The following is a 15,521-nucleotide window of genomic DNA, read 5'->3' as shown; positions in this document are numbered from 1 at the left end:
GGACTTGACATGGCTTTGAACAGCGACACTCAACCCCCCCTTGAGCTGGAGGAACCCGCACTGGTTCCTGCGCCGGAGAACTTTCCTTCCTCCCACGGCTCACACGACGCGGAGGCCACCGAACAAATCATGCAGGAACTCCGCCAGACCAAGGCCGAACAGGCTGTGGCAGAACGGCGGAACCGTAAGCTCACCCTGGATAAGGCCACCTTCGGCATCACCGGTGTCCTCGCCCTGGCCTTTGTGGCCTGGGGCTTCCTGGGCCGGGACAGCCTGGCCGCCACCTCAACACTCGCCCTGGACTGGGTGATGGAATACACCGGCTGGCTCTTTATGGTCCTGGCCTCGTTGTTCGTTGTTTTCGTCCTCTGGCTGGCCCTCGGCAAATGGGGCAACATTCCCCTCGGCAAGGACGGCGAAAAGCCCGAATTCCGCACCGTTTCATGGATCGCCATGATGTTTGCAGCCGGAATGGGCATCGGCCTTATGTTCTACGGCGTGGCCGAGCCCCTCTACCACTTCGTCTCTCCGCCGCCGGGAACGGTGGACGGCAGGACACCGGCAGCCATCCAGACGGCCATGGCCACCTCCATCTTCCACTGGACCCTTCACCCCTGGGCCATGTACGCCGTGGTCGGAATCGCCATGGCCTACGGCACATACCGGCTGGGCCGCCGCCAGCTGATCTCCGCAGCGTTCACTTCGTTGTTCGGCATCAGGACGGTGGAAGGGCCGGTGGGGAAGTTCATAAACATCCTCGCCATCTTTGCCACGCTCTTCGGCACAGCGGCCTCCCTGGGCCTTGGCGCCCTCCAGATCGGGAGCGGCCTGACCTCCAACGGGTGGATCGGCGAAATCGGCACCCCCGTCCTGGTGGCGATCGTTGCCATCCTGACTGCGTGTTTCGTGGCCTCGGCCGTGTCCGGCATCAGCCGCGGCATCCAGTGGCTGTCCAACATCAACATGGTCCTGGCCGTGGTCCTGGCGCTCATCGTTTTCATCGCCGGCCCCACCCTGTTTATCCTCAACCTCATCCCCGCCGCAGTGGGGGACTACGCCAGGGACCTGGCCGAGATGTCGTCCCGGACCGAGGCCGTGGGTGAAGAGGCGCTGCGGACCTGGATGTCCGGCTGGACCATCTTCTACTGGGCCTGGTGGGTGTCCTGGACGCCTTTCGTGGGCATGTTCATTGCCCGCATCAGCAGGGGCCGCACCATCCGCCAGTTTGTCACCGGCGTCCTGCTGGTCCCCAGCGTCGTCAGCGTCATCTGGTTTGGGATCTTTGGCGGGGCCGCCTTCCACGTCCAGGAGGAAGCGGACAAGGCGGGCACCCCGGGGCTGGTGGCCATGACGGACGGAACCCCGTCCATCGACTTCGACGGCGCACTGTTCGACCTCGTGAACAACCTCTCCATGCCCGCCTGGCTGACCGGAGCGGTGATTGTCCTGGCCATGGTCCTGGTGGGAATCTTCTTCGTCACCGGGGCGGACTCGGCATCCCTGGTGATGTCATCCCTAAGCTCCAACGGTTCCGCCGAACCGAAGCGCGGACTGGTCATTTTCTGGGGCCTCCTCACCGGTGCCGTGGCGGCTGTCATGCTGCTGGCCGGCGGCGATGAACCGTCCGAGGCGCTCTCCGGCCTGCAGCGGATCACCATCGTGGCGGCCCTGCCGTTCGTGCTGGTGATGCTGCTGCTGTGCTTCGCCCTGGTCAAGGACCTGCGCCGGGATCCGCTGTCCCTCCGGCGCCGGCTGGCGGACTCCGTAGTGGAGCGCGCCATTCGCAGCGGCGTGGACCAGCACGGCGGCGTCCAGTTTGATCTCGTTACCAAGCATCAATGTGATCAGCGCTGTCCGGACGACAGCCGCTGCGCGGCTTCCCCCGCTGACACCCAAGCCCCCGTAAAGAACCAGGAGTAGACCATGACCACAGTCCTTGAAGGCCGCCCCACTGCCAACGTGACGGCGGAGGCCGGCGCCGTCGCCGGCGTCCGCGGTACCGACACCGTACAGTACGTCCTTACCCTTGCATGCCCGGAGCGGCCGGGAATCGTCCGGGCGATCACCGCATTCCTCGCTGACCGCGGTTTCGACATCGTTGAACACCAGCAGTTCGATGACCACATCAGCGGCAAGCTCTACCTGCGCACGGCCTTCACCCCGGGAGACAAGGAAGTTTCCGCGGAAGGCCTCAGTGCTGAGTTCGCTGCCGTCGCCGATGAGTTCGACATGGAGTTCGCCATCCACGACGGCCGCCCCCAGCGCCTGCTGGTGATGGTCTCGAAGTTCGGCCACTGCCTTAACGACCTCATCTTCCGCTGGCGCGCCGGCAGCCTGGGTGCGGAGATCGCCGTCGTGGTGTCCAACCACGAGGACCTTCGCCCCATGGCGGAAGCCGCCGGCCTGCCCTTCATCCACGTCCCGGTGACGGCCGCTACCAAGCCCGAAGCCGAAGCGCGCCTGCTGGAACTGGTGGCCGAGTACAACGCGGACCTGGTGGTCCTGGCACGCTACATGCAGGTCCTGTCCAACGACCTGTGCGCCAGCCTCCGCGGCCGCGCCATCAACATCCACCATTCTTTCCTGCCCGGGTTCAAGGGTGCCAAGCCGTACCACCAGGCCTATGACCGCGGCGTGAAGCTCATCGGAGCCACCGCGCACTACGTCACCGCAGATTTGGACGAGGGCCCGATCATCGAGCAGGAAGTGTTCCGGGTGGACCACAGCCTGGACCCGAACGCGCTGGTCACGGTAGGCAGGGACGCCGAATCCCAGGCTCTGTCCCGCGCGGTTAAGTGGCACTCCCAGCACCGGGTCCTGCTCAACAACACCCGCACCGTCGTCTTCCGCTAACGCCAACGCCTCTTACGCAAAAACAGGAGAAACACCCATGAGCGCATCACCACGCGTTGTCATTATCGGCGCCGGCATTGTCGGAACCAACCTTGCCGACGAACTTGCCACCCGCGGCTGGACCAACATCACGGTGGTGGAACAGGGCCCCCTGGAACTTGCCGGCGGCTCCACCTCGCACGCGCCGGGCCTGGTGTTCCAGAACAACCCGTCACGGACCATGACCGAATTCGCCACCTACACGGTGAACAAGCTGCTGGCCCTGAGCAAGGACGGCCAGTCCTGCTTCAACCAGGTGGGCGGCCTGGAGCTGGCGACCACCCCCGAGCGCCTGGCGGACCTCAAGCGCAAGATGGGCGTGATGACCTCCTGGGGAGTCGAAAGCCGGATCGTCGACGCCGACGAATGCGAAAAGATCTACCCGCTCCTGAACACCGGTAAGCTCACCGGTGGCCGCGAAGTCCTGGGCGGCCTGCTCATTCCCACCGACGGCCTGGCCCTGGCCGCCCGTGCGGTGCAGCTGCTGATCGAGCGCTCCAGCGAGCGTGGCGTGACCTTCGTCGGCTCCACTACGGTGACCGGCATCGCCCAGGAGGGCGGCAAGGTGACCGGCGTCGAAACCGGCAACGGACTGATCCCGGCGGACATCGTGGTGTCATGCGCAGGTTTCTGGGGCCGTGAACTCGGCAAGATGGTGGGGCTGGAAGTCCCGCTGCTGCCGCTGGCCCACCAGTACGTTATCAGCACCCCGCTGCCCGAACTCGCCGGCGTCAACGAGTTTCCCAATGTGGCCAGCAAGCCCATCCTGCGCTACCAGGACAGGGACCTGTACTATCGCGAATGGGGCGACCGCATCGGCATCGGCAGCTACGCCCACCGCCCGATGCCCGTGGACATGTCCGCCCTGCCGAAGGTCTCCGCAGAGGAAATGTCGGACCACCGCATGCCGTCCCGCCTGGACTTCACGCTGGAGGACTTCCTGCCCGCTTGGGAGGACAGCCAGGACCTGCTGCCGGCGCTGCGCAGCTCAGCGATCGAGGACGGCTTCAACGGCATCTTCTCCTTCACCCCCGACGGCGGCCCGCTCATGGGCGAGGCGCCCGACCTCGAAGGCCTCTTTGTTGCCGAAGCCGTCTGGGTGACGCACTCCGCCGGCGTGGCCAAGGCCATGGCCGAGCTGCTGATCGAGGGCCGGTCCCGCACCGACCTGCACGGCTGCGAGCTCACACGCTTCGAGAAGGTGCAGACCTCTGACGCCTACGTCAGCGAAACGTCCCAGCAGAACTTCGTGGAAATCTACGACATCATGCACCCGCTGCAGCCCAAGGAATCCCCGCGTGATCTGCGCGTCAGTCCGTTCAACGTCCGGCAGAAGGAGCTGGGGGCGTTCTTCCTGGAGTCCGCCGGCTGGGAGCGGCCGCACTGGTTCGAGGCCAACCGGGGCCTGCTCGAGGAGCTGCCGGCGGAATGGCAGACTCCGGAGCGGGACGAGTGGTCCGGTATGTTCTCTTCCCCCATCTCGGCGGCCGAAGCGTGGAAGACGCGCACCGCCGTCGGGCTTTACGACATGACGCCGCTGAAGCGGCTGTCCGTGTCCGGACCCGGCGCGCAGGCGCTGCTGCACCGGCTCAGCACGGGCAACATTGCCAAGAAGCCGGGGGCGGTGACTTACTGCCTCCTGCTGGAGCACGACGGCGGCATCCGCAGTGACGTGACCGTCGCCCGGTTGGCGGAGGAAGAGTTCCAGCTCGGCGTGAACAGCAACGTGGACTTCGACTACCTGAAGGTGGAGGCACGGAAGCAGTCAGCCGGCGACCCCGCACAGTGGGTGCACGTCACCGACATCACCGGCAGCACCTGCTGCATCGGGCTGTGGGGGCCGCTCGCCCGCGAGGTGATTGGCAAGGTCAGCGCGGACGATCTGACCAACGACGGGCTGAAGTACTTCCGGACCAAGGAAATCTCGGTGGGCGGCATCCCGGTCACGGCCATGCGTCTGTCCTACGTGGGCGAGCTCGGCTGGGAGCTGTACACCACCGCCGAGTACGGGCTGAAGCTGTGGGATTTGTTGTTCGAAGCCGGCCAGGAGCACGGCATCGTTGCCGCAGGCCGCGGTGCCTTCAACAGCATGCGGCTCGAGAAGGGCTACCGGCTGTGGGGCACGGACATGACGTCCGAGCACCACCCTTATGAGTCCGGCCTGGGCTTCTCGATTGCCAAGGACAAGACGGGCTTTGTGGGTGCCGAGGCTTTGGTTTCGCGCAAGGAGCAGCCGGCTACCCGCGCGTTGCGGTGCCTGACGGTCGACGACGGCACGTCCATTGTGCTGGGTAAGGAACCTGTGTACGTGGACGGGTCGGCTGTCGGCTACGTAACGAGCGCGGCCTACGGTTACTCGGTTCGCAAACCGATCGCCTACGCCTGGCTGCCGGCGTCGGTGTCTGTCGGTGATTCGGTGGAGGTGGAGTACTTCGGCAAGCGTATCGCCGCCACCGTCACGGCCGAGCCGCTCTTCGACCCGGGCATGGAGCGCCTCCGCGGCTGACCCGCGCTGGTTGAACCTGCCTAAACCCGCCGAGAAACCGGGGGCTGCCGAAGTGGCGGCCCCCGGTTTTTGGTGTTCCCGCGTGATGGCACTTGACGGCCGTCCCGGCGTCGAACATTTCTCTTAACTGCCATCTCGCTGGGTGGAACGGTCCTGCCCCCTAAATTGTCAGACCCCCTCACGATGATTGGTATATGGCGAAGGCGGCGGTGGCGAAGGCGTTTGAGGACATCAAGTCCGCTCTTGCTGTGCTTCATGCCGAGGTGGACGGGTGTGGTGCGGAGCCGTTTTCGGAGGCTGATCCGTTGGCCGGGCTGGGGGATGGGTGCCTGGACATCCTTGCCGGGGCGCGTGTGGCCGAGGCCGGGTTCGCGGGTCTGAAGGCCCGGGCTGCGGTGAAGTACGCGGATACCGTCGATGCGGTGGCGCCGCCGGACGCGCCGGTGCAGGCGCAGGAGATGGCTATTGCCGCGGAAATCGGCGCCCTGCTGGCCCTCGGCCCCCGCGCGGCGGGTGCGTTCCTGGCCGCGTCCCATGCCCTGGTCAGGGAGTTGCCGCTGACACTGTCGGCGTTGCAGGCCGGGACCATCTCCTGGCAGCACGCCCTCGTCATGGTGGATGAAACAACCGGCCTTGACCGGGCCGGGGCAGCGGCGCTGGAGGCCCAGTTCCTGGGCCCGGACACCCCGCGGCCGGCCACGGCCTCCCGGATCGGGGAGATCCCGGCCTACCGGTTCCGCCACAAAGCGCGAACCTGGCGGGAACGCCACCACGCGGAGTCCATTGAGAAGCGCCACGCCAAGGGGGTCTTGGACCGGCGGGTGGAATACCGGCCCGACCGGGACGGGATGGCCTGGCTCTCCGCCCGCCTGCCCGCCCACCAGGCGTCGGCGGGCTGGAACCGGCTCACCGCTCTGGCCCGCGGAATGCAGGGCCCGGAGGAAACCCGCACCCTCACCCAGTTGAAGGCCGACACGTTCGCCGCAGCGGTTCTTGGCAGCGGCAATAACTCCGACGCCGGTATGGAGGCTGACCCGTCATTGGGGATCGGGGCGCAGGTGCTGGTCACCGTGCCGGTATTCTCCCTGCGGGGATTAACGGACGAACCGGCTGTGCTGGACGGGTATGGGCCGATCCCGTCGTCGATGGCACGGGACCTGGTGGCCAACGGCGCGGGTTCGTTCTACCGGGTCCTCGTGGACCCCCGGGACGGTGCCCCGCTGGAGATCGGCCGGACCAGCTACCGGCTCACCAAAGCCATGAAAAAAGCCCTGCAGCTCCGGGACGGCAGATGCACCTTCCCCGGCTGCAACAACCCCTCTTTGGACAACGAGGCCGACCACCTCACCGCGTGGCAACACGGCGGCAACACCGGGCTCAGCAACCTGGCCCAACTCTGCCCAAAGCACCACCACCTCAAACACGCCACGGGCTGGACGCCCACCACGGCCACGCAGCACGAACCACCCGGCTGGACCTCACCCACCGGCCGCCATTACAAAGCCGAACACCACGACTGGGAACCACCCCGCTGGCCCCATGCTCTGGCCCCGCCCGTGGAAGCGACCGGCGGATCACCGGACTTCATCTACACCGGGCTCTCCCCGGGAGAAGAAGGACTCGAGCGGTTCCTGCACGCCCACGGTTAGACAGCACGGGTATGGGCGTTTCTGGTGATCCACCGGGTTCCGACGGGCGCAAAACACCGGGACCGGTCATGCTCAAGCAACGGGGCTTCCCTCGGGGGAGTCCAACCATCCGGGGCAGACAGCGACGGCGGCACACGGCACCTGCCGCATGTCGCCGTCGTTATCACGCCCGAGGGATCGAGCCGGAGGAACATCCGGAAATTAGCCAGCCGCGGCCGGCTCGAGCTCCCCGGCAACCTCAGCGTCGGTGGTTTCCGCGAGGTGCGGAACAAAACGGACAAACATCGCCTTGAAGCCGGGGGTATTGGACTCCCTTGCCACGTTCTCCTTGTGGACCAGGGCGTTGGCCTCCGGGAAGTACGCCGCGGCGCAGCCCTTGGCCGTGGGGTAGGCGACGAGGCGGAACTTGTCCGCCGTCCGGTCATGCCCGCGGAACGTGCTCACCACGTCCACGAGGTCCCGGTCTTCGAAGCCGAGCTCCGCGAGGTCCTCGGGGTGGATCAGGATGACGCGGCGGCCGCCGGAGATGCCGCGGTAGCGGTCGTCCAGGCCGTAGTACGTGGTGTTGTACTGGTCATGGCTGCGGATGGTCTGCAGGACCAGATGCCCGTCGGGCGGGGTGAGGTACTCCAGCGGGCTGACCGTGAACCGGCCGCGGCCGATGTCCGTGGCGAACGAGCGGGTGTCGCGCGGCGGGTTGGGCAGCACAAAGCCGTTTTTGGTCCGGACACGGGTGTTGAAGTCCTCGAAACCGGGCAGGACCCGGGCGATGTGGTCCCGGATCACGTCGTAGTCCTCTGCCATGCCCTTCCAGTCCACCGAATGGTCCGGGCCGAACGTGGCCTCCGCCATCCGCGCCACAATCACCGGTTCGGCCAGCAGGTGCTCCGAGACCGGCGTCAGCCGGCCCTGCGTGGAGTGGACCACGGACATGGAGTCCTCGACCGACAGGAACTGGGCGCCTTTGGGGTGCTTGTCGTCCTTGTCCGTGCGGCCCAGCGTGGGCAGGATCAGCGATGTACGCCCGTGGACGATGTGGGACCGGTTCGGCTTGGTGGAGATGTGCACGGTCAGGCCGATCCGCTGCATCCCGGCTTCAAGCGTCTCGGTGTCCGAGCATGCCAGGGAGAAGTTGCCGCCCATGGACACAAAGACGTCCACCTCGTCCCGTTCGAAGGCTTCCATGGCTTCGACGGCGTCGTAGCCGTGGTGCCGGGGGGACTGGATTCCGAACTCGGTGTCCAGCGCGTCCAGGAGCCATTCCTTGGGTTTTTCCCAAATGCCCATGGTCCTGTCGCCCTGGACGTTGGAGTGTCCGCGGACGGGGCAGGCGCCGGCGCCCGGCTTGCCGAAGTTGCCCTGCAGCAGCAGGACGTTGACCATTTCCTTGATGGTGTCCACGGAGTGCGGCTGCTGCGTGACGCCCAGGGCCCAGCAGAAGATGGTGGCCTTGGACCGGATCAGCATCCCGGCCACGGTCTCGATCTGCTCCCGGGACAAGCCGGTGGCCTTCTCCGTCTCCTCCCAGTCCAGCTCGGCACGGGCCTCGCGGTAGGCATCGAATCCGTCCGTCTGGGCTTCTACAAAGGAACGGTCGACGACGGATCCCGGGTTCCGCTCCTCCTCGGCCAGGAGGAGGTGGCCCAGGGCCTGGAACAGGGCGAGGTCACCGCCCACCTTGATCTGCAGGTATTCATCGGCCAGCGGCGTGCCGCCGCCCACCACTCCCGAGACGGTCTGCGGGTCCTTGAAGTTGAACAGCCCGGCCTCGGGGAGCGGATTGACCGCCACCACCTTGCCGCCCTTGTCCTTGCATTCCTTCAACGCGGACAGCATGCGGGGATGGTTGGTGCCCGGGTTCTGCCCGACGACGAAGATCAGCTCAGAGTCATGGATATCGTCCAGGGAGACAGTACCTTTTCCGATGCCGATGGTCGGGTTCAGCGCCGAGCCCGAGGACTCGTGGCACATGTTGGAACAGTCCGGCAGGTTGTTTGTGCCCAGTGCCCGGGCGTACAGCTGGTACATAAAGGCCGTCTCGTTCGCCGTGCGCCCCGACGTGTAGAAAACGCAACGCTCAGCAGCGGAGGCCCGGACGTGTTCGCCGATCAACCCAAACGCGTCCGCCCAGGAGATGGGTGAGTAGTGGGTTTCGCCTTCGCGGATCACCATGGGTTCACTCAGCCGGCCCTGGTTGCCCAGCCAGTATTCGGTTTTGGTGGCGAGTTCGGCGATGGAATGCTTCGCCCAGAACTCGGCGCCGACCGTCCGGAGCGTATTCTCCTCGGCTACGGCCTTGGCGCCGTTCTCGCAGAACTCGGCTGCCTTGCGCTTTTTATCCGACTCCGGCCAGGCGCAGCCGGGGCAGTCAAACCCGCCCCGCTGGTTCAGCCGCAGCAGCGACTGCGCCGTGCGCGTCACCCCGGCCTGGGCCACCGCGCGTTCCAGCGCCACCATCACGGCCTGGACACCGGCCGCTTCCGTTTTGGGCTTGTGGACTTCGAGGTTGTCCTCATTGATGTCCGCCACAGGGGCGGGCTGCTTGCCGAACTTCATCGTTCCAACTTCCTTAATGGCATACGTCGTGCTTGTAGTCTTGCCCTGTTGGTCCAGATTCCTGCTTGCCAACTGCTTGCTGGTGGTGCCACGAAGGCGCGCCAGGCGTCTTGGCGCGCCTTCAGGCCCAGTTCTCGAACTACCGGACTACTGCGAAACCTTCGCCAGCGTTGCCCGCTCCGCCGCGATGGTGGTGTTGTCGCCGTGGCCGGTGCGGACCACCGTCTCGGGCGGGAGGGTGAGCAGGCGTTCGCGGATGGAGGTCAAAATCGTGGGGTAGTCGCTGTAGGACCTGCCGGTGGCACCGGGGCCACCGTTGAAGAGCGTGTCCCCGGTGAAGACAGTGCCTTCGCTTTCGAGGTAGAAGCAGGTGGACCCGGGGGAGTGGCCGGGCGTGTGGATCGCTGTCAGCGTTGCCCCGGCCACCTCGAAGACATCGCCGTCGACAAGCTCACGGTCCGGCTTCGAGTCGGGGTAGACCTGCTCCCAAAGGACCAGGTCTTCGGGGTTGAGGTAGATCGGTGCGCCCACGGCCGCAGCGACGTCGCGGGCGGCGCCGATGTGATCGTTGTGCGCATGGGTCTGCAGGATGGCCAGGACCTTCCGGCCGCGGACCTGGTCGATGATGGCGGAGGCATCGTGCGGGGAGTCGATGATCACGCATTCTTCGTCGTTGCCTACGATCCAGACGTTGTTGTCCACATCCCACGTGCCGCCGTCGAGCGAAAATGTGCCCGAGGTGACCAGGTTCTCGATAGTGACAGCCATTAGAGCTCCACCACCGAACGCAGGACCTTGCCTTCGTGCATCTTCCCGAAGGCTTCCTCCACCTGGTCGATGGTGATCCGTTCGGTGACGAAGGCGTCCAGGTCCAGGTTGCCTTGCTTGTAGTGCGAGACGAGCATGGGGAAGTCGCGGGAGGGCAGACAGTCGCCGTACCAGGAGGACTTCAGCGACCCGCCCCGGCCAAAGACGTCCAGCAGCGGCAGTTCCAGCGTCATGGCCGGCGTCGGAACGCCCACCAGGACCACGCGGCCGGCGAGGTCGCGGGCGTAGAAGGCCTGCTTGTAGGTTTCGGGACGGCCGACGGCGTCAATCACCACATCCGCGCCGTTACCTCCCGTGAGGGCCCGGATGGCCTCGATCGGGTCTTCTTCGCTGGAGTCAATGCCGTGCGTGGCGCCCAGCGACTTGGCCATCTCCACCTTATTGGCGTCGATGTCAACGGCGATGATGGTGGTGGCGCCGGCAAGCTTGGCGCCGGCGATCGCGGCGATGCCTACGCCGCCGCAGCCGATCACGGCCACGGATTCCCCGCGCTTGACCTCACCGGTGTTGATGGCCGCGCCGATGCCGGCCATCACACCGCAGCCCAGCAGGCCGACGGCGGCAGCATCAGCTTCGGGATCCACCTTGGTGCACTGTCCCGCCGCGACGAGGGTCTTCTCCGCGAAGGCGCCGATGCCCAGGGCGGGAGAGAGTTCGGTGCCGTCCTCGAGGGTCATCTTCTGGGTGGCGTTGGCGGTGTTGAAGCAGTACTGCGGCTGGCCCTTCGCGCACGCGCGGCACTGGCCGCAGACAGCACGCCAGTTCAGGATGACGCGGTCACCTGGGCCAACCTCGGTGACGCCCTCGCCCACCGCGGACACCACACCCGTAGCTTCATGGCCGAGCAGGTAGGGGAAGTCATCGCCGATGCCGCCCTGCTTGTAGTGCAGGTCCGTGTGGCAGACCCCGCAGGTGAGGATGTCCACCAAAGCCTCACCCGGGCCCGGGTCCGGAACCAGGATGGTCTCCAACGACACCGGAGCATTCTTTTCCTTGGCGATAACTGCCTTGACTTTGTGAACCATGTTTCCTGTGTTCCTTTCGTTGGCCGGACGACGATCCCGGCCCGACTAACCATTCTAGGAGCAGCGGCTCCGTTGGGCGGCTACCCAAAGGGGTGGGTAAAAGCTCCAAACGGATGGTCCGGCGCCGCCAGGGCCCCTTAGCTGCGGAACCCCGCAATTGCGTAATGCACAACTTGATTCACATAGTGCGTACTTGAAGGATATGTCAGCCGTCACAGGGGCTGTCAATAGAACCTCCGGCAGTTGCGCCCCGCCGACGCGTGCGATCTTTCGGAATGGAGTCGATTTGTGCAACGAGGATTCTTCTGAAGCAACGGTTCGCATCGTTTCACACCTCCAACCTTTGACTGGAAGAACTTCAAGGCCCACTGGTAGTGCCTAAATTGCGGGGACAAAGAAAGTGTTGACTGTGGTATCCGTCACGCATATTCTGTTGCAACAGCGTTGCGCTGAATGCAACCCCAACAACTTTGGTGGATACATGAGTAACGAAACTTCCTCCGTGGCCGGCAGCAAGGGGCTCTACGCGGAGCCCGGCGCCCGCCCTTCCGCTGACAATGCCGTCAGCAAGGAAACGCGCCGCCGCGTTATCGCGGCCAGCTTCATTGGCAACTTTGTCGAATGGTTCGACTACGCCGTGTACGGCTACCTGGCCGTCACCATCGCGGCAGTCTTTTTTCCCGAGTCCGATCCGCAGGCCGGCCTCCTCCTGACTTTTGCCCTGTTTGCGATTTCTTTCCTGGTCCGCCCGCTCGGCGGGTTCGTCTGGGGCCACATTGGTGACAGGGTGGGCCGGCGAACGGCTCTGTCGCTGTCCATCCTGATCATGTCCGGAGCGACCTTCTGCATCGCGCTCATCCCGGGTTACGACACGATCGGCCTCTGGGCTCCGGTCCTGCTGCTGATCATCCGGGTTGTCCAGGGCTTCTCGGCCTCCGGCGAATATGCCGGAGCCTCGGCCTTCCTCGTCGAGTACGCGCCGGCGAACAGGCGCGGCCTCTACGCTGCGGTGGTTCCGGCCAGTACCGCGGCGGGCCTGCTCCTCGGCTCCCTGATCGCGGGACTGCTGACCGTCCTGCTGAGCTCCGATGCGATGCACAGTTGGGGTTGGCGCCTGCCGTTCCTGCTGGCAGCCCCGATGGGACTGATTGGCCGGTACATCCGGACCAAGCTCGAGGACACCCCGGTGTTCCGCGAAATGGCGAAGGAGGACCATGCCGTCAAGGCTCCCGTATCCAGCCTTTTCAAGAACCACTGGCGGCAACTGCTGCAGGCCGTCGGCGCGGTGCTGCTCAACGCCGTCGGGTTCTACGTGATCCTCAGCTACATGCCCACGTACCTGTCCTCCGAACTGGGACTGGGCGAAACGGAATCTTTCCTGGCCACCACCATCGCGCTGATCACCTACATCGGGTTCATCTTCCTGACCGGGATGCTCTCGGACCGGTACGGCCGCAAGAAGGTGCTCATCAGCGCCTCCGTCGCGTTCATCGTGCTGACGGTGCCCGCGTTCGCGCTGCTCGGAACCGGCAACTTCCTGGTCATCGTCCTGGTCCAGATCCTGCTGGGAGCCATGCTCACCCTCAACGACGGGACGCTCCCCAGCTTCCTGGCAGAAATGTTTCCCACGCGGGTCCGCTACAGCGGCTTCGCGGTCAGCTTCAACCTCTCCAACGCCCTGTTCGGCGGAACCGCCCCGTTCATGGCCACACTTTTGATCGCTGCTACCGCCAACGATCTAGCGCCGGCCTGGTACCTGGTGGGCGCGGCAATCATCTCGCTGATCGCCGTCGCGCTTTCCAGGGAAACCTGCAAAGAACCGCTGCGCCACGAATAACCCTCAATCTTTCCCCACTTCCCTCCTCAAGTAACTGCACTAAAGAAAGGCACCACCACAATGACCACCACAGCATCCGAGAACGCAACGTCCGTCGCCGAACTGGAGCGGGTCAAGTTCCTGAAAAACGGCGCGAAAGTCAGTCTCACGTTCTCAGACACCGAATTCGAGCGGCGCCTCGCCGGCCTCCGCCGCATCATGGCCGAGAAGGAACTCGACGCCGTCGTCCTGACCAGCTACCACTCCATCAAGTACTACTCCGACTTCCTTTTCACCACCTTCGGCCGTCCCTACGCCATGGTGGTCACCCAGGATGACAACGTCACCGTCACCGCCAACATCGACGCCGGGATGCCCTGGCGCCGCAGCTACGGCGACAACATCATCTACACGGACTGGCGCCGCGACAACTACATCTTCGCCATCCAGGAAGTCCTGCGGACCCGCGGCATTAATCCCCGCCGGCTCGGTGTCGAGGACGACTCCCTGCCGCTGGATAATCGCAATAAAATCCAGGCCGCGTTCCCGTCCGCAGCACTCGTGGACGTGGCCCAGGCCGCGATGCGCCAGCGCATGATCAAGTCAGTCGAGGAAATCGAGGTCATCAAGCACGGGGCACGGATCGGTGACCTGGGCGGCGAAGCCATCCGCAACGCCATCACGGCGGGGATCACGGAATACGAAGTGGCCCTGATCGGCACGGAAGCAATGGTCCACGAGATCGCAAGGACCTTCCCCAACTCGGAAATCCGCGACACCTGGGTCTGGTTCCAGTCAGGCATCAACACCGACGGCGCGCACAACTGGGCCACCACCCGCAAGATCCAGGAACACGACATCCTGTCCCTGAACTGCTTCCCCATGACCTCCGGCTACTACACCGCCCTGGAACGCACCCTGTTCTACGGCGAACCGGATGCCCGCTCCCTGGAACTGTGGAACATCAACGTCGAAGTCCACAGGCGCGGCCTCGAACTCATCAAGCCCGGCGCCGTCTGCAAGGACATCGCGGCCGAACTCAACGAGATTTACGTCGGCCACGGCCTGCTGGCCAACCGCACGTTCGGTTACGGGCACTCCTTCGGCGTCCTCAGCCACTACTACGGCCGCGAGGCCGGACTGGAGCTCCGCGAGGACATCGATACCGTGCTGGAACCAGGCATGGTGGTCTCCATGGAACCGATGATCACCGTCCTGGACGGCCAGCCGGGCGCCGGCGGCTACCGCGAGCACGACATCCTGGTGGTCGGCGAGGACGGCGCGGAGAACATCACCAAGTTCCCCTTCGGCCCCGAGTACAACATCATCGGAGCCTGAGAGGCCCAACCGGGCCCCTGGCTCAACGAAGGTGTGAAGCGGCGCCAGTGCTCAACTGGCGCCGCTTCCGGCCACCCTTAGGGAATGATGGGTAACACCATGAGCGCAACAGAACCCGAGACCACAGGCAACGGCGACACCAAGGGCGCCTCCGTCGTCGTCAACGCGATTGCCGTCCTCCGCACTTTTACGGCGGACGAGCCGCTCCTGGGGGTCACTGAGATCGCCAGCCGCGTGGGGCTGCACAAAAGCACTGTTTCGAGGATCCTGGCCACCTTTGAACAGGAGCACCTGGTGGAGCGGGACGCCGAGACCCGCCGGTTCCGGCTTGGCCTCGGGCTGATTGCCGTGGCCGGACCCCTGCTGGCGGAACTCGAGGAGCGCCGCGTCGCCTACCCCGTGCTCCGCGAACTCTCCGAGCAGACCGGCGAAACCAGCGCACTGATGGTGTGGAGCGGTGATGAAGCCATCTGCGTGGAGCAGATTGCCAGCCACCATCAGATCAAGCACACCACCCCGCTCGGGGCGCGGTACAACGACGCCCTCAGTGCTTCGGTGCAGGTCTTCCTCGCCCAGGAACCGGAACCGCGCGTCCGTTCCCTGCTCAGCAGCGGTGCCATCACCTACCCCGGATTAGATGAGTCCAGCCTTGACGCCTACCTGGTGCGGTTGAAGGATGACCTCCGGCGTGGCTGGGCCATCAACTACGGGGAAACCTCCATCGATGAAGTGGGCCTCGCGGCGCCCGTTCGCGATCACCGCGGCGAGGTGGTGGCCGCGGTCCTGATCCCGGCGCCCCGGTTCCGCGTATCGCAGGACCGGCTGCAGGCACTTGGCGAATCATGCGCGGCCGCGGCCGGGAAGGTCACGGCCCGCCTGGGCGGACGAGTGCCCAAAGCTGCCACGTAGAC

10 protein-coding genes are annotated in these 15,521 nt (G+C 65.2%); 7 read left to right on the top strand and 3 right to left on the bottom strand.

Annotated features, from left to right (window positions below; all coding sequences use genetic code 11):
• Window positions 1-9: 9 nt before the first annotated feature.
• The 4 genes from ACFVYC_RS07215 (at window position 10) to ACFVYC_RS07200 (ending at window position 7,047) form a co-directional block, all read left to right on the top strand.
• Window positions 10-1,920: a BCCT family transporter gene (locus tag ACFVYC_RS07215; RefSeq protein ID WP_387548462.1), complete on the top strand. Its 1,911-nt coding sequence runs from the start codon at window positions 10-12 to the stop codon at window positions 1,918-1,920.
• A gap of 3 nt (window positions 1,921-1,923) precedes the next feature.
• Complete coding sequence (gene purU / locus ACFVYC_RS07210; protein ID WP_387548459.1) at window positions 1,924-2,853, top strand: formyltetrahydrofolate deformylase; 930 nt, start codon at window positions 1,924-1,926, stop codon at window positions 2,851-2,853.
• 37 nt (window positions 2,854-2,890) lie between these two features.
• Window positions 2,891-5,398, top strand: coding sequence for an FAD-dependent oxidoreductase (locus tag ACFVYC_RS07205; RefSeq protein ID WP_387548456.1), 2,508 nt, complete (start codon window positions 2,891-2,893; stop codon window positions 5,396-5,398).
• A gap of 194 nt (window positions 5,399-5,592) precedes the next feature.
• Window positions 5,593-7,047, top strand: a complete 1,455-nt coding sequence (locus ACFVYC_RS07200; RefSeq protein ID WP_387548453.1) for a DUF222 domain-containing protein — start codon at window positions 5,593-5,595, stop codon at window positions 7,045-7,047.
• Window positions 7,048-7,248: 201 nt separating this feature from the next.
• Here ACFVYC_RS07200 and ACFVYC_RS07195 read toward each other — a convergent pair whose 3' ends face one another.
• From ACFVYC_RS07195 to ACFVYC_RS07185, 3 genes are all read right to left on the bottom strand, one after another.
• On the bottom strand, window positions 7,249-9,603 hold the full coding sequence (locus ACFVYC_RS07195) for an FdhF/YdeP family oxidoreductase (RefSeq protein ID WP_387548450.1): 2,355 nt from the start codon (window positions 9,601-9,603) through the stop codon (window positions 7,249-7,251).
• A gap of 147 nt (window positions 9,604-9,750) precedes the next feature.
• Window positions 9,751-10,371, bottom strand: a complete 621-nt coding sequence (locus tag ACFVYC_RS07190; protein WP_387548447.1) for an MBL fold metallo-hydrolase — start codon at window positions 10,369-10,371, stop codon at window positions 9,751-9,753.
• Window positions 10,371-11,456, bottom strand: a complete 1,086-nt coding sequence (locus ACFVYC_RS07185) for an S-(hydroxymethyl)mycothiol dehydrogenase (RefSeq protein ID WP_387548444.1) — start codon at window positions 11,454-11,456, stop codon at window positions 10,371-10,373. Before ACFVYC_RS07185 ends, ACFVYC_RS07190 begins: the two co-directional genes overlap by 1 nt.
• A gap of 481 nt (window positions 11,457-11,937) precedes the next feature.
• Between ACFVYC_RS07185 and ACFVYC_RS07180 the strand changes: the two genes are divergently transcribed.
• From ACFVYC_RS07180 to ACFVYC_RS07170, 3 genes are all read left to right on the top strand, one after another.
• Window positions 11,938-13,293, top strand: coding sequence for an MFS transporter (locus ACFVYC_RS07180; RefSeq protein WP_387548441.1), 1,356 nt, complete (start codon window positions 11,938-11,940; stop codon window positions 13,291-13,293).
• 60 nt (window positions 13,294-13,353) lie between these two features.
• A complete protein-coding gene (locus ACFVYC_RS07175) occupies window positions 13,354-14,610 on the top strand; it encodes an aminopeptidase P family protein (protein WP_387548438.1) in 1,257 nt (418 codons plus the stop codon).
• 99 nt (window positions 14,611-14,709) lie between these two features.
• Window positions 14,710-15,519, top strand: a complete 810-nt coding sequence (locus ACFVYC_RS07170) for an IclR family transcriptional regulator (RefSeq protein ID WP_387548435.1) — start codon at window positions 14,710-14,712, stop codon at window positions 15,517-15,519.
• Window positions 15,520-15,521: the final 2 nt, after the last annotated feature.

The organism is Pseudarthrobacter sp. NPDC058329 (genome assembly GCF_042879835.1).
Lineage (GTDB): Bacteria > Actinomycetota > Actinomycetes > Actinomycetales > Micrococcaceae > Arthrobacter.
Note: the sequence above shows the minus strand (reverse complement) of the source record. Positions and strands in the feature narration are given on the sequence as shown.